The following is a 19,697-nucleotide window of genomic DNA, read 5'->3' as shown; positions in this document are numbered from 1 at the left end:
CGCGTTCCGACCGTCGGCTCCTCCAGAGCCAACGCGAAATACGCATACCAGCGGGTGTTCATGCGGGCGAGGCTATCAGAGCGGGCGCGGATGCGCCAAAAGGAAACGACGCCGGTCTCGGTGGAACGAGTCCCTGGATCCTTCCGGGACGGGCGTCGTGGACCCCTGTCCCGGAGCGGATCGCAGAGCCGATCGTGTGCCTGCCGTCTACGGCCAGGATCCATTCAGTACTCGACCGCGACGTGCGGCATCCGTCCGCGACGGGTGCGACTCACGGCGAGGCGCACCAGCAGGGCGACGGCCGAGATGACCACGGTGAGCACGAGCGGCGGAAGCAGCACGTCGAACTCGAGCAGCGTGGACCGGAACGCGACCAGACCGTGTCGCGCCAGCGCGAACGGCGCCGACGACAGCGCGTGCGAGGCTGCGACAGCGCCGATCGCCGCGTTGACGGCAGGCGCGATCCAGACGAGCGCCAGCGATACCAGGGCCGCGATGATGCGTCCGACCGTGTCCATCCCGCTCCAGCCGATCGCGGCGGCGATGATCACGGCAGGGAGCCAGGCGATGACCTCGGTGCCGATCAGGTGCAGCCGCGACAACGAGGTCAGCGTCGTGTAGCTCGCCAGCCACTCGGAGAACGGCAGCGCGGCAAGGGCGATGCCGAGCAGAGCGCCGGCGCGCGGCGCTCTGGCGATCAGCGCGAGTATCCCGGCTCCGGCCAGGGTCGCGAGGAGCGCGCCGAGCACGAGCACCGACAGGTACGCCGTCGACTCGATGTGATGCTTCACGCCCGCCTGGAGCACGAAGGCCGCCTGGGCCGTCGCCGCGGCCTGCACGAGCACGACGCCGCCGAGCAGCGCCCAGAATCCGCCCTGGGACAGCGTGTTGTGGGCGATGCGGCCGACGAGTCCGGCAATCGTCGATCCGGCGAGGAACATGACGACGACCTCGTCGAGCCCGTTCGTGCCGAACGGGAGGAGGGCCAGCGGCATGTCGGATGCCGAGGTGTGCGTCGCCCAAAGCTTCTGCACGGGGAGGGTCATGCCGGTCAGCAACCAGGGCAGCAAGCCCACGGTCCCGACGACGATGCCGACGAGGATCCAGGCCCACCAGAACGACCGACGCGGGCGTTCCTCGATCACCTCGATCGAGCCGGTGCGTGGGTAGTGTCCGCTGCCGTTCAGCGCCGAACCCACCGAATAACCCTCTGACATGCCGCTCCTTCCGCCGCGCCTTTGCAGGCCGTCGGGAAGCGGCCAGCCCCCCGCGTGTAACCCTTTCACGGGTCATGACGGCTTGACAAGGTGCCGCAGGGTCGCGGAGAAGAGTTGGCCCTGGCTGGCGCCGATGGTTCGGCGCTGCCCGCCCGTGGTCGACGCCGGCCTTCCGGAACAGCCAGCTAGCGTGGTCTGATGCCAGACCTCCTGCCCCCGCTGCCCTCCGGAACGCCCTACCTCGGCGCCGACCTCGCGGCGCTCGCCGACGCCGGCTGGCCCGCGCTGGAACGAGCGGATGTCGACGGCTGGGTCGCGCGATTCGCTTCCGGCGTCACGCGCCGCGCGAACTCCGTGTACCCGGCGTCGGCCGTCGCGGATCCGGGCTCGGCGATCGCCGCCGTCGAGCGCCTGTACCGCGAGCGCGGCCTCCCTGCCGTCTTCCAGCTGTCCGACGACGACGCCGAGCTGCAGCAGCGCCTTGCCGAGCGCGGATACGTCGAGGACAGCGAGACCCTCGTCATGACGGCGCCGCTGGCGACCATCGCCGGATCGCTCGCCGACGGAACACCGACAGATTTCGGCCATGCCACTGGCGAGACCGGAGCGAGCACCGTATCCGTCGCGGTCGACGAGACGCCGGACGACGAGTGGCTGGCCACGTGGTGGGCCGTCGACGGCCGCGGCGGAACGGCCGAGCTCGACGTCGCGCGGCGCATCCTGACCGGGGTCCCTTCGCTGTACGCGACGGTTCGGGATGCGCGCGGTGCGGCATCCGTCGGTCGGCTCGCCCTCGTGGAGCGGGACGGGACCTTCTGGGGTGGGCTGTACACGGTCGCCACCCGAGAGGACGCCCGCGGTCGCGGTCACGCAAGTGCCGTGATCGCCGGGCTTGCGGCATCCGGAGCCGATCGCGGAGTCACGGATGTCTGGCTGCAGGTCCTGGCGTCGAACGCCGTCGCCCGCAGGCTTTACGACCGCCTCGGGTTCCGGCACTCGGCCACGTATCGCTACCTCGCGGAGCCGACGCTCACGCCGACGGGATGCTGAGCATCACCGCCGGCGTCGCCGCGACCCGTGGGTCTCGGCCGGAGCGCAACGGGGGATCCCGGCCCGGGTCGGCCCCTCGGTCAGCGGAGCTGCGTCACGCCGCCGCGCGGGCGGCGTGCGGATCCTGCCGGTTGAGCGCCGCCACGACAGTGTCGTACTCGCCGCGCGCCTCCGCGTAGCGCAGGAACTTGACGCGCTCCACCTGCAGTTCGTGGGCGTCCGGATCGGACTCGATGAGCCCCATCACCTCGTCGACGAACTCGTCGAGCGGCATCGCGGCCTCGCTCGTCTCCTGCCCCGGCATGAGCGCGGTGCGCACCGCCGGCGGCTCGAGCTCCACGAACTGGATGCCCGTGTCCGCCAGCTGCAGCCGAAGCGACTCGGTCAGCTGATGCACGGCGGCCTTCGTGGCGTTGTAGGTCGGAGTCACGCTCAACGGCACGAAGGCGAGACCGGACGAGACCGTCATGATGACGGCGTCCTGCCGCGTCTGCAGGTGCTCGACGAACGCTCCGATGAGCCGGATCGTGCCCAGCAGGTTGGTCGTCACCGTGGCCTCCGCCGTGGCGAGGAATCCGGCGGGCGTGTGCCAGTCCTCGACGCGCATGATGCCGGCCATGGTCACCAGCACGTTGAGGTCGGGGTGGTCGGCAAGCACGCGCTCGGCCGCTGATGCGATGCTCGACGAGTCGGCCGTGTCGATCTGCACCGCGTCGATGCCGGGATGCTCGGAGCGGATGCGCTCCAGCAGCTCGACCCTGCGGCCTCCGACAATCACGGTGTTGCCGCGCTCCTGGAGTGCGACGGCGAACGCGAGTCCGATGCCGCTGGTGGCGCCGGGAATGAAGATGGTGTTTCCGCTGATCTGCATGTCTTCAGCGTGACCGCGGCGGAACGCGGGCGGCAGAGAGCGCTCATCGGGGGATCCGGAATCCCTGGATGGGCCGGGGACCGCCGGCGAAGATGGATTCATGGATGCCGCCGCCCTCGCCGAGTTCCTGCGCAGCAGGCGCTCCGAGCTGACGCCTGCCGACGTCGGCCTGCCGGAAGGCGCGCGCAGGCGCACCCCCGGCCTGCGCCGCGAGGAGGTCGCGCAGCTGGCCGCGATGTCCACGGACTACTACACCCGTCTCGAACAGCAGCGGGGTCCGCAGCCGAGCGAGCAGATGCTCGCATCCCTCGCGCGTGCGCTGCGGCTCAGCCGTGACGAACGCGACTACCTCTATCGCGCGGCCGGTCATGCGGCGCCGGACCGCGCATCCGTCTCGACGTACGTCGCTCCCGCGCTGCTGCGCGTGCTCGACCGCCTCGACGACTCACCGGCGCTCGTGCTGTCGAGCCTCGGCGAGACCCTCGTGCAGAACCGCATGGCCGACGCGCTCTTCGGCGATCGCACCGCCCTCACCGGCTGGGAGCGCAGCGACGTGTACCGCTGGTTCGCGCATCCCGGGACCGAGCGGATGCTCTACCCGGCCGACGATCGCGACCGCCAGTCCCGTGCACTGGTCGCGAACCTCCGCGTCGCCTACGGGGCCATGGGGCGACGGTCGCGCGCCGGCGAGCTCGTCGGGGAACTGACGAGGATCAGCCCCGAGTTCGCGGGGCTGTGGGATCGTCACGAGGTGGCGGCGCGGTTCGAAGACCACAAGGTGCTGATACATGCCGAGGTCGGTGCCATCGAGTTCGACTGCCAGGTGCTCTTCACCGAAGACCAGGGGCAGGCGCTGCTCGTGCTGACCGCTGCGCCGCACACCGACGCCGACGAGAAGCTGCGGCTGCTCTCCGTGCTCGGGACGCAGGCGTTCTCTCGCAACGGTTGAGCGCAGCTTCGCCGTGCGGTCTGCCGATCGACGGCTCGGCTAACGTCGGCTGACGATCATGTAGCGCTCGTCGTCGATGTCTTTGCCCCAGTAGACGGATTCGGGCATCGGTCGGATCGTGGCCTCTTCGCGTGCGGTGAGCACAATCTTCTGCGCTTCACGCCCCGTCAGGCCGGCCGTGCCCCACCTTCCCTCGACGAGGACGAGCATCCCGTCGCGTGTGAGGAGATCGACCCATCTGCTCAGCGCACGCGCCGGATCGGTCATCGCCCACAGGACGTGCCGGCTCAACACCACGTCGTATGCGCCCGGATGCAGCGGCGGGGACGCCGCATCGCCGATCCAGAACGCCGCCTCCGGCACCTTCTCCCGAGCACGACGAACCATTTCCGGGGAGAAGTCGAGCCCATCCACGCTGTAGCCGGCATCGGTCAGCAGCCGGGTCAGGGTGCCCGTGCCGCAGCCGATGTCCACGACGCGTGCCGGGGCCGGCGGCAGCACCTGCAGGAGCAGGTCCTGCCACGCCGCTCGTATGCGGGGATCCGTCAGCCCATGGTCTGGAGCGTCATCGAAGTCTTCTGCAGCCCGATCCCACAGCTCCTGGCTCATCCTGCAACCCTACGACCTGCTCTTCCCCATGCCCCCAAGAGGTCGAGGTCCCGAACAGTTCGGGCAACGCACCCACGAACTCGTCGAAGTGGCTGTACCAGACGCTGTGCGCTGCACCGGGGATGCTTCGGACGGCCACGCCGCGATGCAGGTACGCGGCTGCCGCCTCGTCGTCGACGTAGTCGCTGGGATCGGCTCTGACGATGATCGACCCCGGTTCCGGCTGGAACGAGAATCCGGGAGCAGCAGCCGGTGCGGCTGCGGTCGCGGGATCGAAGCGCTCGGCCGCGCGCGCCTCGACGACGCAGTCCCGGTCGCTGTAGTAGGCCCGCGATGAGCGCAGCCCGTCGTAGGTGCGGGCCAGCTTGTCCTGCTCGTATCGGGCGGTGAGTTCTGCGTGGTCCCAACCGCCGCGGGACCCGAACGGCGCATCGACGTAGACCGAGAGACGCGGGATGAGCACTCCCGAGCCGACGGCCGCGGCGAGGACCGTCCCGCCGAACGAGTGTCCGATGGCGACGGATGGAGCGTGACCGCACTCGTCGGCGATCGATTCCGCGACCGAGTCTGCCGCGCGCTGTATCGTCAGCGTCTCATCCCGCGGCGACAGCCCGTGTCCGGGCAGGTCGACCGCGAGGACCCGGTATCCGTTGTCGACGAGCAGCGGAACGAGCCGCCACCAGCTCTCCGACGACCCGGTCATTCCGTGCAGCAGGACCGCGACTTCGTGTCCCGATCCGTGCGCGTCGATGTGCAACCTCATCCCGAGAGCCAAGCATGCACAGCTCGTGCGCGCGAACCGCGCCCGTGGATGCCGCAGCCGCACCGTTTCCGGCACGCCCTTAGGGTGAAGGGATGCCCGACCCCGCCGACGCCCCTGCCAACGCGGAGTCCTCAGGCGGCGCGGAGCCTGCCGTGGTCGCCGAAGGTCGCAACACGCCGCGCGACGCCTCGGTGTGGCGCAACCGGTCCTATGTGCGGCTCTGGATCGGCGAGACGTTCTCGCAGGTCGGCGAGCAGCTCGGCACGCTGGCCATCCCCGTGCTCGCCGTGCTCGTGCTGGATGCCACCGCGCAAGAGGTCGGCCTGCTGAACGCGGCGGAGACCCTCGCGTTCCTCCTGATCGGCCTGCCGGTCGGCGCCTGGGTGGATCGGATGCGCAAACGCCGCGTGATGATGACGGCGGACGCGGTGCGGGCGGTGGCACTGGCATCCATTCCGCTGTTGTGGGCGCTGGGCGTGCTGCAGATCTGGTACCTGTTCGTGGTCGGCGCCGTGGTGGGCGGTGCGACGGTCTTCTTCGACGTGACGTATCAGAGCTACGTGCCGAGGCTGGTGCAGCCGAAGCAGGTGGCGTCGGCGAATTCCGGCCTGGAGGCGAGCGCTCAGGTGGCCCGTGTGGGTGGGCCGGCGGCATCCGGCGGTCTGCTTGCGATCATGCCTGCGCCGCTCGTCGTGCTCGCGACGTCGATCGGGTATCTCTTCTCGTTCGCATTCGTGGCCTCCATCCGCGACGACGAGCCGCGGCACGAGAAATCGCCGCACGCGTCGCTCGCGCGGGAGATCGGCGAGGGTCTCCGCTTCGTCTTCGGCACGCCGCTGTTGCGGCGCATCACCCTGATGACCGGTTCGTTCAATCTCTTCGGCGGCCTCGTGCTCACCCTCCTGCCGCTTCTCGTGCTGAGGGAGCTCGGTCTCTCCCCCGCCGTGTACGGCATCGTCACCGCGATGGGCGCCGTCGGCGGGATCCTCGGTGCCCTGTGCACGCCCTGGTTGTCCCGGGTGATCGGCGAGGGGACGGTCATCGTCGTCGCGGCGCTGGTGTCGTCGGTGCCGCCGTTCGTCATCCCGCTCGCCGCGCTGTTCCCCTCAGCAGCGATCCCGCTCCTCGTCGGCGCCGACTTCCTGTTCAGCTTCGGCGTGCTCGTCTACAACATCGCGCAGGTGTCATTCAGGCAGCGCATCTGCCCGCGACCCCTGCTCGGGCGGATGAACGCGTCCATCCGGTTCGTCGTATGGGGCGTGATGCCCATCAGCGGTGTGCTCGCCGGGCTGCTCGGCGGATGGCTCGGCGTGACCACCACGATGTGGATCGGCGCCGTGCTCTCGCTGCTCGGCTGCGGCATCGTGCTGTTCTCACCGCTCACCGGCATGCGCAAGCTCCCCGACGGCCCGGCCGAGGCGGCTCGACCCCGGGCGAACGCCGACTGAACGGGCACCCGACGGGGACGGTGTCGGATGTCGAGACGGCATCCGACCTACGATGGGACATCGTGACGACAGGCAGCGGCGACGCCATCCGCACGGTCGGAATTCTCGGCGCTGGAAAGCTCGGGACCGTGCTGGCCCGCCTCGCGGTCGCGGCGGGGTTCCGCGTGCTGGTCGCAGGGTCGGGCGATCCGGCGAAGATCGCTCTGATCGTCGAGGTGCTCGTGCCGGGCGCCAGTGCCGTCTCCGCAGACGAGGCGGCGCGCGGCGCGGATCTCGTGGTGCTCGCCCTGCCCCTCGGCAAGCACGAGACGCTGCCGGTGGACTCGCTCGACGGCAAGCTGGTCGTCGATGCCATGAACTACTGGTGGGAGATCGACGGGATCCGCGACGACCTCAACGACCCGCTCACCTCCACGAGTGAGATCGTGCAGAAGTTCCTGCCGCGATCCCGCGTCGTCAAGGCTTTCAACCACATGGGCTATCACGATCTCGAAGAGGAGACGCGGCCGCACGGGGCGGAGGGCCGCAAGGCGATCGCGATAGCGGGGGACGCAGCAGCCGACACGGATGCCGTCGCCGCGTTCGTCGACGCGCTCGGCTTCGATCCGGTACTGGCGGGACCGCTCGCCGATGGCATCCGCATGGAGCCCAACACGGAGCTCTTCGGAGCGGATGTCGACGCCGACCAGGTGCGCCACCTCCTGACCACCTTTCCCGAGTCGGCACGGGGACGCGTCGTCTCACGCGCCCGCGCCCAGCCAGTCGACTGAGCCCGGCTGCCGTGCCGAAGAGCGGCCCTTCGGGATCCGTGTCGGCGCGTCGCGGCCGACACGCGGCGTGTCGCGCCGGAGTGCCGATTTTCCGCACACACACGACACGCAGGATCCACTCAGCGGGGCCTCCGCACGCCCGAGCCCGGGCCGGTGAACGAGTGGTATCCCACGTACGGGTACCCTGGGGAGGTTGCCTGTGAATCCTCACAGATCGTCCGGCGACACCTCTCCCCCGGATCGATTGGAGACCTCCCATGCCCGAACTCGAACAGAACCTGTCGTCGGTATTCGACGAAGTCGTGCGACGCAACCCCGGTGAAACGGAGTTCCATCAAGCGACGCGCGAGGTTCTGGAGAGCCTCGGGCCGGTCGTGGCGAAGCATCCGGAGTACACCGACGCCGAGGTCATCCGTCGACTCTGCGAGCCGGAGCGGCAGATCATCTTCCGGGTGCCGTGGACCGATGACCGGGGTCGTGTGCAGCTGAACCGCGGATTCCGCGTCGAGTTCAACTCGGCGCTCGGCCCGTACAAGGGCGGTCTGCGCTTCCACCCGAGCGTCTACCTCGGCATCGTGAAGTTCCTCGGCTTCGAGCAGATCTTCAAGAACTCCCTCACCGGTCTGCCGATCGGCGGAGGCAAGGGCGGCAGCGACTTCGACCCGAAGGGCAAGTCCGACGCGGAGGTCATGCGGTTCTGCCAGTCCTTCATGACGGAGCTGTACCGCCACATCGGCGAGCACACGGACGTTCCGGCCGGAGACATCGGTGTGGGCGGTCGCGAGATCGGATACCTCTTCGGCCAGTACAAGCGCATCACCAACCGCTACGAGTCGGGCACGCTCACGGGCAAGGGGCTCAGCTGGGGCGGATCCCAGGTGCGCACCGAGGCGACCGGATACGGCGCCGTGTTCTTCGTGGACGAGATGCTGAAGACCGCCGGCGACTCCTTCGAGGGCAAGCGCGTCGTGGTCTCCGGATCCGGCAACGTCGCCATCTATGCGATCGAGAAGGTGCACCAGCTCGGTGGCGTGGTCGTGGCCTGCTCCGACTCCGACGGTTACGTCGTCGACGAGGCCGGAATCGACCTGGACCTCCTCAAGGAGATCAAGAACGGGCACCGCGGCAGGGTGAGCGAGTACGCGGAGAAGCGCGGAGCATCCGCTCGCTACATCGCGGGCGGTTCGATCTGGGACGTGCCGTGCCAGATCGCGCTGCCCTGCGCGACGCAGAACGAGCTCGACGCCGATGCGGCACGCGCTCTTATCGCGGGCGGCTGCCGCATCGTCGCCGAGGGCGCGAACATGCCGACGACGCCGGATGCCATCCGCGCGCTCCGCGAGGCGGGCGTCGCGTTCGCCCCCGGCAAGGCCGCGAACGCGGGCGGTGTCGCGACGAGCGCGCTGGAGATGCAGCAGAACGCATCGCGCGACTCGTGGACGTTCGAGTACACCGAGGAACGGCTCGCCGAGATCATGCGGTCGATCCATGACCGATGCCTGGCGACGGCCGATGAGTACGGCACTCCTGGCAACTACGTGGCGGGCGCCAACATCGCCGGGTTCACGCAGGTGGCCGACGCGATGCTCGCTCTCGGACTGATCTGAGGCCGGCTCTCACCACTGCGGGCGACCGCCGTGGGCCATCGTCGGTACTCCGCAGCCCGCACGAGTTCGACACACGGCTTACTCTCGAATCGGTGAGAGCGAACGCGCACTGCCGCGCGTTGCATGGGCACGCCGGTTCGCGTCACCGAGGCGAAGGAGCACTCCGTGGCGGGGACGATCCGGAGGGACGACGGGCGGGGTGCCCGTGCGCTGCCCGCCACAGGCGCCGTCGCCGATCGACGCGGCAGGCAGCTCACCGACCTGCGAGTCTCCGTCACCGATCGCTGCAACTTCCGTTGCGTCTACTGCATGCCGCGGGAGGTCTTCGGACGCGACTACGCCTTCCTCCCCCGTGCCGAGCTGCTCACGCTCGAGGAGATCGAGCGCGTCGTCACGGCGGGGATGCGCCTCGGCGTGCGCAAGGTGCGGCTGACCGGCGGCGAACCGCTCTTGCGCAAGGGCATCGAGGGACTCGTCGCCATGCTCGCGGCGCTTCGCGCACCCGACGGCCGTCGGCTCGACCTCGCGCTGACGACGAACGGATCCGCGCTGGCCGCGAAGGCCGCCGCACTGGCCGAAGCCGGCCTGAACCGCGTCACCGTCTCGGTCGACTCGCTCGACGACGAGACGTTCCGGCGCATGAACGACGTGAACTTCCCGCTCGCACGGGTTCTGGACGGCCTCGAAGCCGCGCGCACCGCGGGACTCGGCCCGGTCAAGGTGAACATGGTCGTCAAGCGCGGACAGAACGACGACGACGTGCTGCCGATGGCCGAGCACTTCCGTGGCACCGGATGCGTGCTCCGCTTCATCGAGTACATGGACGTCGGCAGCACGAACGGATGGCGTCTGGACGAGGTGGTCCCCTCCGGCGAGGTGCTGGCGCGGATCGCGGCCGTGCATCCTCTCGAACCGATCGCGCCGAGCGCTCCCGGCGAGACAGCGACGCGGTGGCGTTATCTGGACGGCGCGGGCGAGATCGGCGTGATCTCCTCGGTCACCCGTCCGTTCTGCTCGGGCTGCACCAGGGCACGCCTCTCCACGGACGGGCAGCTCTTCACGTGTCTGTTCGCCGACCACGGCGCGGATCTTCGTGCGCTGCTGCGATCCGGATCCGACGACGACGAACTCGCCACCGCGATGGCCGGGGTGTGGGCGAGACGAGAGGACAGGTATACGGAGTTGCGCTCGTCGCTGACACCGCCCTCCGACCGGCCCGCGACAGAGAACGACGGCCGGCGGATCGAGATGTCGTACATCGGCGGATGACGCGCCAGGGTCGTCTCGTCCGCATCCGGGAAGGCGCTTGCCGCTCGGCGAGACTTCTAGTGCTCTCGCGCTCGCACGCGTCTGTTGCGATATCGCGGGCAGCAGCGTATCCATGAAATATGGGCAGGGTCACGACCCGACGTCGAGTCGCCCGGCTGACGATCGGCGCCGCAATCGCGAGACGGGAAGACACCCTCGTCGTCGAGGAACCCCTCGAGATCCGCGTCGGCGGACGGTCGCTCGCCGTGACGATGCGGACACCGGGGAACGATGTCGAGCTGGCGGCGGGCTTCCTCGTCTCGGAGGGAGTCATCCATCGCGGCGACGAGTTCGCCACCGCACGATTCTGTGCGGGCGAGGGCGTGGAGAACACGTACAACGTGCTCGACGTGACGCTTGCTCCGGGAGTCGCCCCGCCGGCATCCGCCCTGGCCAGGGAGTTCTTCACGACCAGTTCGTGCGGCATCTGCGGCAAGTCGAGCATCGACGCCGTGCGCACCACCTCGTCGTTCGAGGTGCGCGGCGACCAGGTTCGGGTACCCCTGCAGACGCTCGCGGAGCTGCCGGATCGGCTGCGCGCGGCTCAGGACGTCTTCGAGAAGACCGGCGGCCTGCACGCCGCTGGCCTGTACCGAGTGGCCGACGATGAGCTCATGGTCGTGCGTGAAGACGTCGGTCGGCACAACGCGGTCGACAAGGTGGTCGGCTGGGCGCTCACGCACGACCTTCTTCCACTGCGCGGGACCGTGCTGATGGTCTCCGGCCGAGCGAGCTTCGAGTTGACGCAGAAGGCGCTCATGGCGGGCATCCCGATGCTGGCCGCGGTGTCTGCCCCCTCGTCACTGGCGGTGGAACTCGCCGTCGACGCCGGAATGAGTCTGATCGGTTTCGTGCGCGGCGAATCGATGGTGGTCTACGCCGGCGGGCAGCGGATCGACGAGACCTGCACGGAAGGAAGCGCGGCATGACGATCGACGGGGTGCCGAGCGAACGAACCGTCGACGACGTCGAGAACCTGCGGATCTCGCATCCGAAGCAGTGGGCTGCCGGCATCCCCGGAATCCTGCACTCCGTCGGACCCGCGGTGCGGGAGATGGGCCCGACGCGCGCCGCGAAGCTGCTCACCTCGATGAACCACAAGGACGGCTTCGACTGCATGAGCTGCGCGTGGCCGGACCCGTCGCACCGCAAGGTGGCTGAGTTCTGCGAGAACGGCGCCAAGGCCGTCACGTGGGAGGCGACGCCCGTCACCGTTTCGAGTTCGTTCTGGGCCGAGCATCCGATCCCGGTCCTGCTGGCGAAGTCGGAGTACTGGCTCGGCATGCAGGGCAGGCTCACCGAGCCCGTCTACAAGGCAGCGGACAGCGACCGCTACGTACCCATCGCCTGGGATGAGGCCTTCCGCATCATCGGCGACAAGCTGAAGTCGCTGGACTCCCCCGATCACGCCGCGTTCTACACGAGCGGCCGCACATCGAACGAGGCGGCCTTTACGTACCAGCTGTTCGCCCGCGCGTTCGGCACGAACAACCTGCCCGACTGCTCCAACATGTGCCACGAGTCCACCGGTGCGGCGCTCGGCGAGGTGATCGGCGTCGGCAAGTGCACGGTGACGTACGACGACTTCGCCAAGGCAGACCTCATCATCATCATGGGTCAGAATCCAGGCACCAATCATCCGCGCATGCTGACGGCGCTCGAAGAGGCGAAGCAGGCGGGGGCGAAGATCGTCGCGGTGAATCCGCTTCCCGAGGCGGGCCTCATGCGTTACAAGAATCCGCAGCAGATCGGCGGCTGGATCGGCAAGGGCACCGGACTCGCGGACGACTACCTGCAGATCAGGCTGAGCGGCGACCAGGCGCTCATGCAGGCCGTGGCGAAACGCGTGCTCGAAGCGGAGGATGCCGCCCCCGGCACCGTGCTCGACCACGACTTCATCGACACGTACTGCCAGGGATTCGACGAATACGCGGCAGAAGTGCGCGACCTGGACGAGGTCGACGTGCTCCGTGCCACTGGCCTCACCGCGGGAGAGATCGGCGGACTCGCCGACCGCTACATGAAGGCGGATCGCGTCATCATCACGTGGGCGATGGGTCTCACGCAGCACAAGAGCGCCGTCGCAACGATCAAGGACATCATGAACGTGCTGTTCCTGCGCGGGAACATCGGGAAGCCGGGAGCCGGTGCCTCGCCCATCCGCGGACACAGCAACGTGCAGGGCGACCGCACCATGGGCATCTGGGAGAAGATGCCGCCGGCCTTCCTCGACAAGTTGCAGCAGGAGTTCCACTTCGACCCGCCGCGCACCAACGGCGTGGACAGCGTGGACGGCATCCGCGCTCTGGCCGACGGCCGCATCTCGGTCTGGTTCGCGCTCGGGGGCAACCTCGTCGCCGCGATCTCCGACACGGATGTCGCGGAGAACGCCGTGCAGAAGGCCGACATGACCGTCCAGGTGTCCACCAAGCTGAACCGGTCGCACGCCGTAGTGGGCAAGGAGGCGCTGATCCTGCCCACGATGGGACGCACAGAGGTCGACCTGCAGGCATCCGGCGAGCAGTTCGTCTCTGTCGAGGACACCGTGTGCGCCGTGCATCCTTCCTGGGGCAAGGTGGATCCGGTGTCGCCGAACCTGTTGTCCGAGGTGTCCATCATCACGCGGCTCGCCCGCGCGACGCTCGGCGACTCTGTCCCCATCGACTGGGCCGGCTTCGAGAAGGACTACGACCGCATCCGGGATCACATCGCCCACGTCTGTCCCGGCTGCGACGACTACAACACGAAGATCCGCCGGGAGGGTGGATTCGTGCTGCCGCACGGACCGCGCGATTCGCGCACGTTCCCGACGGACACGGGCAAGGCGAAGTTCACGGCGAACGACCTGAAGTACGTCGAGTGTCCTCCCGGACGTCTGCTGCTGCAGACCATCCGGGCGCACGACCAGTTCAACACCACGATCTACAGCTTGAACGACAGGTATCGAGGCGTGAAGAAGGGCCGTGATGTGGTGTTCGTGAATCCGCTCGACATCGCGGAGCTGGGGCTGCGCGACGGTCAGCGCGTCGACGTGCACAGCGAGTTCAGCGACGGCGTCGACCGGGTGATCCGCGGATTCCGGCTCGTGTCGTATCCGACAGCGCGCGGATGCGCCGCCGCCTACTTCCCCGAGGCGAATCCTCTGGTGCCCTTGGACGCCACGGCAGACGTCAGCAACACGCCCGCGTCGAAGTCGGTCGTCATCCGGATCGAGCCGGCGGCGATCCTCGTCGACGCCTGATGTCAGTCGGCACCGGATGCATCGGCACCTGACGACGATCGGACGGTGCCGGGCGCCCGGCCGCGTCTGACCCTCAAGATCACAGCTGCTGCAGGCGCGGCCGCGGACCCTCGATACGCGCGATCGCGACCTTGACCTCGACGAGTTCGCCCTCGACACGAGTCATGCGGTCGTCCATTCGATCGAGTCGGTCGTCCACTCGATCGAATCGGTCGTCCACTCGATCGAATCGCTGGTTGACCCGTCCCTCAGAGGCGTCGAGCCTGGCGTCGATCGCCTTCGTCTGTCTGGCGAGCATGCCCGCCACTCCGCCCAGCACTGTGATGGCGAACGCGAACAACGCGATCACCATGCCGATCACATCCGGCGACACGAACACCCTCCCATTCTGCCCGGTGACCCGCGCGTTGTCAGCGACCGTATCCCCGCTGCTCGTCGGCTCGGTCACCCGGCGGACAGTCTGTGGTGGATTCCCCATCATGCGAGCCTGTGGACGCGAAGCGAGGGCCGGGCTGCGGTGTGCGGAGCTGCGGCACTTCGGGGTGCCGTCCGGCGTGTCGCGCCGAAGTGCCGCAGTTCGGTGCAGGGTCACCGGGGCGTCGGGCATCCAGCCGGGTCCCCTACCCTTGAACCCGACATGGCGCATCTTCTCGGGGCCGAAGCCCTGCATCTCGAGTTCCCCACCAAGGTCGTCTTCGACTCCGTCTCGCTCGGGGTGAATGAGGGCGATCGCATCGGCATCGTCGGCCGCAACGGCGACGGCAAGTCGAGCCTGCTGGCCATGCTCGCGGGGCGCAGGGAACCCGACTCCGGCAGGGTGACGGTGCGGGGCGGCATCCGCATCGGCGTGCTCGATCAGGATGACGTGCTCGACGACTCGCTCACCGTAGGCCAGGTGGTCGTCGGCGACACACCCGAGCACGAGTGGGCCGGCGATGCCCGCGTGCGGGACGTGATCGCCGGGCTGCTGTCGGACGTCCCCTGGGATGCCCGCATCGGCTCGCTGAGCGGCGGCCAGCGGCGTCGCGCCGCGCTCGCCGCCCTGCTCACCGGCGACTGGGATGTGCTCGCGCTCGACGAGCCGACGAACCACCTCGACGTCGAGGCCATCACGTGGCTGGCCGCGCACCTGAAGCGCCGTTGGTCGGCCAGCGCCGGCGGGCTGCTGGTCGTGACGCACGACAGGTGGTTCCTCGACGAGATCTGCACCGCGACGTGGGAGGTGCACGACCGTATCGTCGAGCCGTTCGATGGCGGGTACGCCGCCTACATCCTCCAGCGCGTTGAACGCGATCGGATGGCAGCAGCATCCGAGGCGAAGCGGCAGAACCTGGCACGCAAGGAGCTCGCGTGGTTGCGCCGTGGCGCACCGGCCCGCACGTCCAAGCCGAAGTTCCGCATCGACGCGGCGAACACGCTGATCGAGGACGTGCCGCCCATTCGCGACTCTGTCTCGCTGAAGGCGCTCGCGGTGTCTCGGCTCGGCAAAGAGGTCGTCGACCTTGTCGACGCGTCGGTGTCGTATCCGGTCCGCGAGGGCGACGGAAACCGGTTCCGTCCTCAGGAAAGGATCGGGTCATCGACGGCCGCCGATGGTTTCGAGGGATCCACTGCGGACGGCCTCCAGCAGAAGACGGTGCTGCACGACGTTCAGTGGCGGATCGCGCCCGGCGAGCGCACCGGCATCCTCGGCGTCAACGGCGCGGGGAAGTCGACGCTGCTCGGGCTGATCGCCGGCACCGTCGAGCCGACCGCCGGACGCGTCAAGCGCGGCAAGACCGTCAAGGTCGCCTCGCTCACGCAGCGCCTCGACGAGCTCGAGCAGCATCTCGCGGACCCGGTGCGCGTGGTGCTGGGGCGGCTGCGCACGACGTACACGATCGGCTCCGGGTCGAAGGCGCAGGAGCTCACGCCGGGCCAGATGCTGGAACGGCTCGGATTCTCCTCCGCCCAGCTCTCCACCCCGGTGAAGGACCTGTCCGGAGGCCAGAAGCGGCGCCTGCAGCTGCTGCTGATACTGCTCGACCAGCCGAACGTGCTCATCCTCGACGAGCCGACCAACGACCTCGACACCGACATGCTCGCCGCGATGGAGGACCTGCTGGACTCGTGGCCGGGCACGCTCATCGTCGTGTCGCACGACAGGTACTTCATCGAACGCGTCACCGACCAGCAGTACGCGATCCTCGACCACCGGTTGCGACACCTGCCTGGCGGAGTGGACGAGTACCTGCGCCTGCGCGCGCTCGAGGAGAAACGGAATGCGGCTGGGGCGCCGAGCGCATCGGGCGGGGCTTCGAGTTCCGCCGGCGACGTCGACTCTGCGGCTTCGACAGGCTCAGCCGGCGGTGGTGGCGGCCTGCAGGGTTCTGCGCTGCGTGACGCGCAGAAGGAGGTCGCATCCATCGAGCGGCGCATCGCCAAGCTCACCGAGCGCATCGACTCCGAGCGCACCGCGCTCGCCGAGCACGACCAGGCCGACTACGCGGGGCTTCTCGCGAAGACGGATGCCATCGGCTCGCTCGAGCTCGAGACATCCGCTCTCGAGGAGCGCTGGTTCGAGCTCACGGAGCTGATCGGGTAGGCGAGCCCAGCCCACCTGCCCCGCGTCCTGCACGTCCACCCGCGCCCGCGCGTGCGCGCGGCGCCCGCGGTTGCGGTTGCGGTTGCGGTTGCGCCAGAAATGCTGGCGCACTCCCGCATTCCTGGCGCGATCGCGCCATGTTCGTGGCGCGATCGTGCGCACCCCGAAGCGGAGCGGGTCAGCGGACGCTCGGAGCGGAGTGCGTCCGCAGCGCGTAGCCGCCCGCGAACACTGCAGCGAGAACGGCGAGACAGGCGACCATCCCCACGGTTGCGCCCCATCCTCCGGCGGCGAAGACGAGTCCGCCGCACCATCCGATGACACTCGATCCCAGGTAGTAGAAGAGGTTGTAGAGCGATGCCGCCTGGGCGCGGCCGACGACGGCGCGGGATCCCACCCATCCGGACGCGATCGCGTGCGCGGCGAAGAACCCCGCCGTGAACACGACGAGCCCGACGATCACCCACGCGAGCGAGGCCAGCAGCGTGAGCAGCACGCCGACGACCATGACCGCGATGGAGACCAGCAGCACGCGGGTGCGCCCGAATCGTCGAGCCGCTCCGCCCGCCTGACGCGACGAATACGTGCCGGCGAGGTAGGCGAGGAACAACAGCGACACCTGGAACGGGTTCAGTTCGAAGGGCGGAAGCTCCAGCCGGAACGCCAAGTAGTTGTAGACCGTGACGAAGCCGCCCATGAGCAGGAACGCCTGGGCGAACAGCACGAGCATGCCCACGCTGCGCAGGTTCGCCACGGACACCTTCGCCACCCAGCGCAGCGTCGCCTGTGGCGACCTTCTGCTTCCGCGCGGCACGGGCGTGATCAGGACGAACGCCACGGTCGCGACGGCGCACAGCCCGAGCACCATGCCGACACCGGCGCGCCAGCCCACGAGCTCCGCGAACGGTGCGGCGAGGATGCGACCGATCAGCCCGCCGACGGTCGTGCCGGAGACGTACGTCGCTGCCGCGACCACGGTGTGGGATGCCCGCACCTCCTCGTGCAGGTATGTGATCGCAAGCGCGGGGACGCCTCCGAGCGCGAGGCCCTCCAGCACACGCAGCACGAGGATCGCCTCGAAACCCGGCACCAGCACGACAGCCGTGCCGAACACGATGGCCGCGAGGAGTGCGATGCGCATCGCCGGCAGGCATCCGATCCGACCGGCGAGCCACGACCACGGCAGCACGCCGACGGCGAGCCCGATGGTCGCAGCAGAGATGAGGAGCGCTGACTGCGCTGCCGTGACGTGCAAGTCACGGGCGACGAGCGGAAGGATGCCCTGCGGGGAATACAGCTGAGCGAACGTCGCGACGCCGGCGAATCCGAGGGCGATCAGGATGCGTCGGTACTCCGGCGTCCCTCGGTCGTGTCCGCGCCATCCGGCGACGTCGGTCATGCCCGGCGGTCACCCACCGAGCGTCATCACCCTCGCACCGTGCACGGGCGCCGACACCCGCACGGCCCGCAGCTGGGCCGCGCTGAGCGCGATCTGCAGGTCGATCGCGCTCTCGCGATCCTCGGCCAGGAACGCGATCGTCGGACCGGATCCGGAGACGAGCCCGGCGAGAGCGCCGCTGCGCTCCCCGAGCTCGAGCACGTCTGCCAGCTCGTCCGAGAGGTGGATGGCCGGCGCCTGCAGGTCGTTGGCGAGGTTCTCGGCGAGCATCGCTGGTTCTCCGGCGCGCAGGGCCTGCAGCAACTCCGTGCTCACCGACGGATGCTCGACCACCGGGCCCAACTCCCCCGCGTGCCGTTCGCGGTGCAGGTCGAGCTCGCGATACACGGCAGGCGTGGACAACTCGCCGTGCGGCAGAACGAGCACCCACTCGAATCGTCCCTGCGTGAGCACCGGGCTCAGCTCGTCGCCGCGTCCCAGGCCGATCGCCGTCCCTCCGGCGAGCGCGAACGGCACGTCGGCACCGAGCTGCGCCGCTAGGCGGTGCAGGTGGTCTCGGCTGAGTCCGGCACTCCACAGGGCGTCGCACGCGATGAGTGTGGCAGCAGCATCCGCCGATCCGCCGCCCATGCCGCCGGCGATCGGAACGTTCTTCTCGATCTCGATGCGCACACCGCCGCTGACGCCGGCCGCCTCGGCGACGAGCCGCGCCGCTCGCACCGCGATGTTGCTGTCATCGGTCGGCAGACCGCTGCAGTCGATGGGACCGCTGAAGCTCACCGTCACCCGCGACGCCGGCCACACCCGAACGTCCTCGTACAGCGAGACCGCCTGATAGACGGTGGCGACGTCGTGGTAACCGTCGTCGCCGACGGAACCGACGCCGAGATACAGGTTCACCTTGCCAGGGGCACGGGCGTGAACGGGAAGGCCCAGGCTCGCGGACGTCATGTGTACCAACCTACGGGGTCGCCGAACCGGGCGCGTTGCGAGCCAGAGCCAGGAACTGCTCCATCGTGAGCTCCTCACCTCGAGCCGTCGGCAGCAGCCCGACCGTCTCGAGAGCCGCGGATGCCGTCGCCGAGTCCCCGAAGACACCCGACAGCGACTGACGCAGCATCTTGCGGCGCTGGCCGAATGCGGCATCGACGATGGCGAACAACCGGCGACGCAACGCCTCTTCGCTCCGGGCATCGCCGTTCTGCGATTCACCGTTCTGGCCACCACCCGGATGCTCGTGGCGCTGAAACGCGACGAGGATCGAGTCCACGTTCGGCACCGGCCAGAACACCTGGCGGGACACCTGGCCCGCTGTGCGCCAGGACCCGTACCAGGCGGCCTTCACGCTGGGCGATCCGTACACCTTGGATCCGGGTCCGGCGGCGAGCCGCTGCCCCACCTCCGCCTGCACCATGACGACACCGGACCTCAGCGTCGGTATCCGCTGCAGCAGGTGCAGCAGCACGGGAACCGACACGTTGTACGGCAGGTTGGCGACGAGTCGCACCGGATCCGCGGGGAGCTTCTCGACCGTCAGCGCGTCCTGGTGCACCACGGTGAGCCGGTCGACAGCCTCCGGCGCCAGCTGCTGCACGGTGATCGGCAGCTGGGCGGCGAGCCGTCCGTCGATCTCGACCGCCACGACGGATGCCTCCGCCTCCAGCAGGCCAAGGGTCAACGACCCCAGCCCCGGACCGACCTCGAGCACGACGTCTCCCGGCTCCACCTCGGCCACACGCACGATGCGGCGCACGGTGTTGGCGTCGATCACGAAGTTCTGCCCGAGCTTCTTCGTGGGCGTGACATCCAGGAGCTCCGCCAGATCACGGATCTCCGCCGGTCCGAGCAGTTGCACGGTCATCCTTGGCCCCCGACTCCGGC

General features: G+C 69.0%; 17 protein-coding genes. 9 read left to right on the top strand and 8 right to left on the bottom strand.

Going from position 1 to position 19,697, the window contains the following annotated elements; translation table 11 throughout:
• Positions 1-224: 224 nt before the first annotated feature.
• Positions 225-1,217 carry a hypothetical protein gene (locus ACX9R5_RS09125; protein ID WP_459408665.1) on the bottom strand — a complete coding sequence of 331 codons (993 nt, stop codon included), beginning with the start codon at positions 1,215-1,217 and terminating at the stop codon, positions 225-227.
• A gap of 198 nt (positions 1,218-1,415) precedes the next feature.
• Between ACX9R5_RS09125 and ACX9R5_RS09120 the strand changes: the two genes are divergently transcribed.
• Positions 1,416-2,267, top strand: coding sequence for a GNAT family N-acetyltransferase (locus ACX9R5_RS09120; RefSeq protein WP_459408664.1), 852 nt, complete (start codon positions 1,416-1,418; stop codon positions 2,265-2,267).
• Between the two features lie 94 nt (positions 2,268-2,361).
• Here the strand turns inward: ACX9R5_RS09120 and ACX9R5_RS09115 are convergent, their stop codons facing one another.
• Positions 2,362-3,138, bottom strand: a complete 777-nt coding sequence (locus ACX9R5_RS09115) for an SDR family oxidoreductase (protein ID WP_459408663.1) — start codon at positions 3,136-3,138, stop codon at positions 2,362-2,364.
• A gap of 100 nt (positions 3,139-3,238) precedes the next feature.
• Here ACX9R5_RS09115 and ACX9R5_RS09110 point away from each other — a divergent pair, with 100 nt between their 5' ends.
• Positions 3,239-4,087, top strand: a complete 849-nt coding sequence (locus ACX9R5_RS09110; protein ID WP_459408662.1) for a helix-turn-helix transcriptional regulator — start codon at positions 3,239-3,241, stop codon at positions 4,085-4,087.
• 39 nt (positions 4,088-4,126) lie between these two features.
• Here the strand turns inward: ACX9R5_RS09110 and ACX9R5_RS09105 are convergent, their stop codons facing one another.
• The gene (locus ACX9R5_RS09105; RefSeq protein ID WP_459408661.1) at positions 4,127-4,696 is read right to left on the bottom strand and encodes a class I SAM-dependent methyltransferase; all 570 of its coding nucleotides are present in this window, start codon (positions 4,694-4,696) and stop codon (positions 4,127-4,129) included.
• Complete coding sequence (locus ACX9R5_RS09100) at positions 4,653-5,459, bottom strand: alpha/beta fold hydrolase (RefSeq protein ID WP_459408660.1); 807 nt, start codon at positions 5,457-5,459, stop codon at positions 4,653-4,655. The genes ACX9R5_RS09105 and ACX9R5_RS09100 overlap by 44 nt, the downstream gene beginning before the upstream one ends.
• Before the next feature lie 92 nt (positions 5,460-5,551).
• On the opposite strand from ACX9R5_RS09100, the gene ACX9R5_RS09095 reads away from it, so the two are divergent.
• From ACX9R5_RS09095 to ACX9R5_RS09070, 6 genes are all read left to right on the top strand, one after another.
• The gene (locus ACX9R5_RS09095; protein ID WP_459408659.1) at positions 5,552-6,907 is read left to right on the top strand and encodes an MFS transporter; all 1,356 of its coding nucleotides are present in this window, start codon (positions 5,552-5,554) and stop codon (positions 6,905-6,907) included.
• A 62-nt stretch (positions 6,908-6,969) separates the two neighbouring features.
• Positions 6,970-7,677 carry an NADPH-dependent F420 reductase gene (locus ACX9R5_RS09090; RefSeq protein WP_459408658.1) on the top strand — a complete coding sequence of 236 codons (708 nt, stop codon included), beginning with the start codon at positions 6,970-6,972 and terminating at the stop codon, positions 7,675-7,677.
• 257 nt (positions 7,678-7,934) lie between these two features.
• Positions 7,935-9,284 carry an NADP-specific glutamate dehydrogenase gene (gene gdhA, locus ACX9R5_RS09085; RefSeq protein WP_459408657.1) on the top strand — a complete coding sequence of 450 codons (1,350 nt, stop codon included), beginning with the start codon at positions 7,935-7,937 and terminating at the stop codon, positions 9,282-9,284.
• Between the two features lie 165 nt (positions 9,285-9,449).
• A complete protein-coding gene (gene moaA, locus ACX9R5_RS09080; protein WP_459408656.1) occupies positions 9,450-10,553 on the top strand; it encodes a GTP 3',8-cyclase MoaA in 1,104 nt (367 codons plus the stop codon).
• A gap of 119 nt (positions 10,554-10,672) precedes the next feature.
• The gene (gene fdhD, locus ACX9R5_RS09075) at positions 10,673-11,521 is read left to right on the top strand and encodes a formate dehydrogenase accessory sulfurtransferase FdhD (protein ID WP_459408655.1); all 849 of its coding nucleotides are present in this window, start codon (positions 10,673-10,675) and stop codon (positions 11,519-11,521) included.
• Entirely contained in the window at positions 11,518-13,833 is a 2,316-nt protein-coding gene (locus tag ACX9R5_RS09070) for an FdhF/YdeP family oxidoreductase (RefSeq protein WP_459408654.1), read from the top strand. The genes fdhD and ACX9R5_RS09070 overlap by 4 nt, the downstream gene beginning before the upstream one ends.
• 79 nt (positions 13,834-13,912) lie before the next feature.
• Here ACX9R5_RS09070 and ACX9R5_RS09065 read toward each other — a convergent pair whose 3' ends face one another.
• Positions 13,913-14,281 (bottom strand): response regulator, encoded by a 369-nt coding sequence (locus ACX9R5_RS09065; protein ID WP_459408653.1) that lies wholly within the window; start codon positions 14,279-14,281, stop codon positions 13,913-13,915.
• Positions 14,282-14,470: 189 nt separating this feature from the next.
• Here ACX9R5_RS09065 and ACX9R5_RS09060 point away from each other — a divergent pair, with 189 nt between their 5' ends.
• Positions 14,471-16,417, top strand: coding sequence for an ABC-F family ATP-binding cassette domain-containing protein (locus ACX9R5_RS09060; protein ID WP_459408652.1), 1,947 nt, complete (start codon positions 14,471-14,473; stop codon positions 16,415-16,417).
• A 178-nt stretch (positions 16,418-16,595) separates the two neighbouring features.
• On the opposite strand, the gene ACX9R5_RS09055 is transcribed toward ACX9R5_RS09060, so the two are convergent.
• Genes ACX9R5_RS09055 through rsmA form a run of 3 tightly spaced genes read right to left on the bottom strand, consistent with a single transcriptional unit; the run spans position 16,596 to position 19,677 of the window.
• On the bottom strand, positions 16,596-17,816 hold the full coding sequence (locus tag ACX9R5_RS09055; protein WP_459408651.1) for an MFS transporter: 1,221 nt from the start codon (positions 17,814-17,816) through the stop codon (positions 16,596-16,598).
• A gap of 9 nt (positions 17,817-17,825) precedes the next feature.
• A complete protein-coding gene (locus ACX9R5_RS09050; RefSeq protein WP_459408650.1) occupies positions 17,826-18,767 on the bottom strand; it encodes a 4-(cytidine 5'-diphospho)-2-C-methyl-D-erythritol kinase in 942 nt (313 codons plus the stop codon).
• Between the two features lie 10 nt (positions 18,768-18,777).
• A complete protein-coding gene (gene rsmA / locus ACX9R5_RS09045; RefSeq protein ID WP_459408649.1) occupies positions 18,778-19,677 on the bottom strand; it encodes a 16S rRNA (adenine(1518)-N(6)/adenine(1519)-N(6))-dimethyltransferase RsmA in 900 nt (299 codons plus the stop codon).
• Positions 19,678-19,697 lie beyond the last annotated feature (20 nt).

The sequence above is a fragment of the Rathayibacter sp. CAU 1779 genome (assembly GCF_054551755.1).
Note: the sequence above shows the minus strand (reverse complement) of the source record. Positions and strands in the feature narration are given on the sequence as shown.

Coding starts and splice junctions, on each gene's coding strand:
- ACX9R5_RS09100 (WP_459408660.1), bottom strand. CDS start 5,459: ATGAGGTTGCACATCGACGCGCACGGATCGGGACACGAAGTCGCGGTC.
- fdhD (WP_459408655.1), top strand. CDS start 10,673: ATGGGCAGGGTCACGACCCGACGTCGAGTCGCCCGGCTGACGATCGGC.
- ACX9R5_RS09050 (WP_459408650.1), bottom strand. CDS start 18,767: ATGACGTCCGCGAGCCTGGGCCTTCCCGTTCACGCCCGTGCCCCTGGC.
- ACX9R5_RS09110 (WP_459408662.1), top strand. CDS start 3,239: ATGGATGCCGCCGCCCTCGCCGAGTTCCTGCGCAGCAGGCGCTCCGAG.
- ACX9R5_RS09095 (WP_459408659.1), top strand. CDS start 5,552: ATGCCCGACCCCGCCGACGCCCCTGCCAACGCGGAGTCCTCAGGCGGC.
- ACX9R5_RS09115 (WP_459408663.1), bottom strand. CDS start 3,138: ATGCAGATCAGCGGAAACACCATCTTCATTCCCGGCGCCACCAGCGGC.
- gdhA (WP_459408657.1), top strand. CDS start 7,935: ATGCCCGAACTCGAACAGAACCTGTCGTCGGTATTCGACGAAGTCGTG.
- ACX9R5_RS09055 (WP_459408651.1), bottom strand. CDS start 17,816: ATGACCGACGTCGCCGGATGGCGCGGACACGACCGAGGGACGCCGGAG.
- ACX9R5_RS09060 (WP_459408652.1), top strand. CDS start 14,471: ATGGCGCATCTTCTCGGGGCCGAAGCCCTGCATCTCGAGTTCCCCACC.
- ACX9R5_RS09105 (WP_459408661.1), bottom strand. CDS start 4,696: ATGAGCCAGGAGCTGTGGGATCGGGCTGCAGAAGACTTCGATGACGCT.
- ACX9R5_RS09120 (WP_459408664.1), top strand. CDS start 1,416: ATGCCAGACCTCCTGCCCCCGCTGCCCTCCGGAACGCCCTACCTCGGC.
- rsmA (WP_459408649.1), bottom strand. CDS start 19,677: ATGACCGTGCAACTGCTCGGACCGGCGGAGATCCGTGATCTGGCGGAG.
- ACX9R5_RS09070 (WP_459408654.1), top strand. CDS start 11,518: ATGACGATCGACGGGGTGCCGAGCGAACGAACCGTCGACGACGTCGAG.
- ACX9R5_RS09125 (WP_459408665.1), bottom strand. CDS start 1,217: ATGTCAGAGGGTTATTCGGTGGGTTCGGCGCTGAACGGCAGCGGACAC.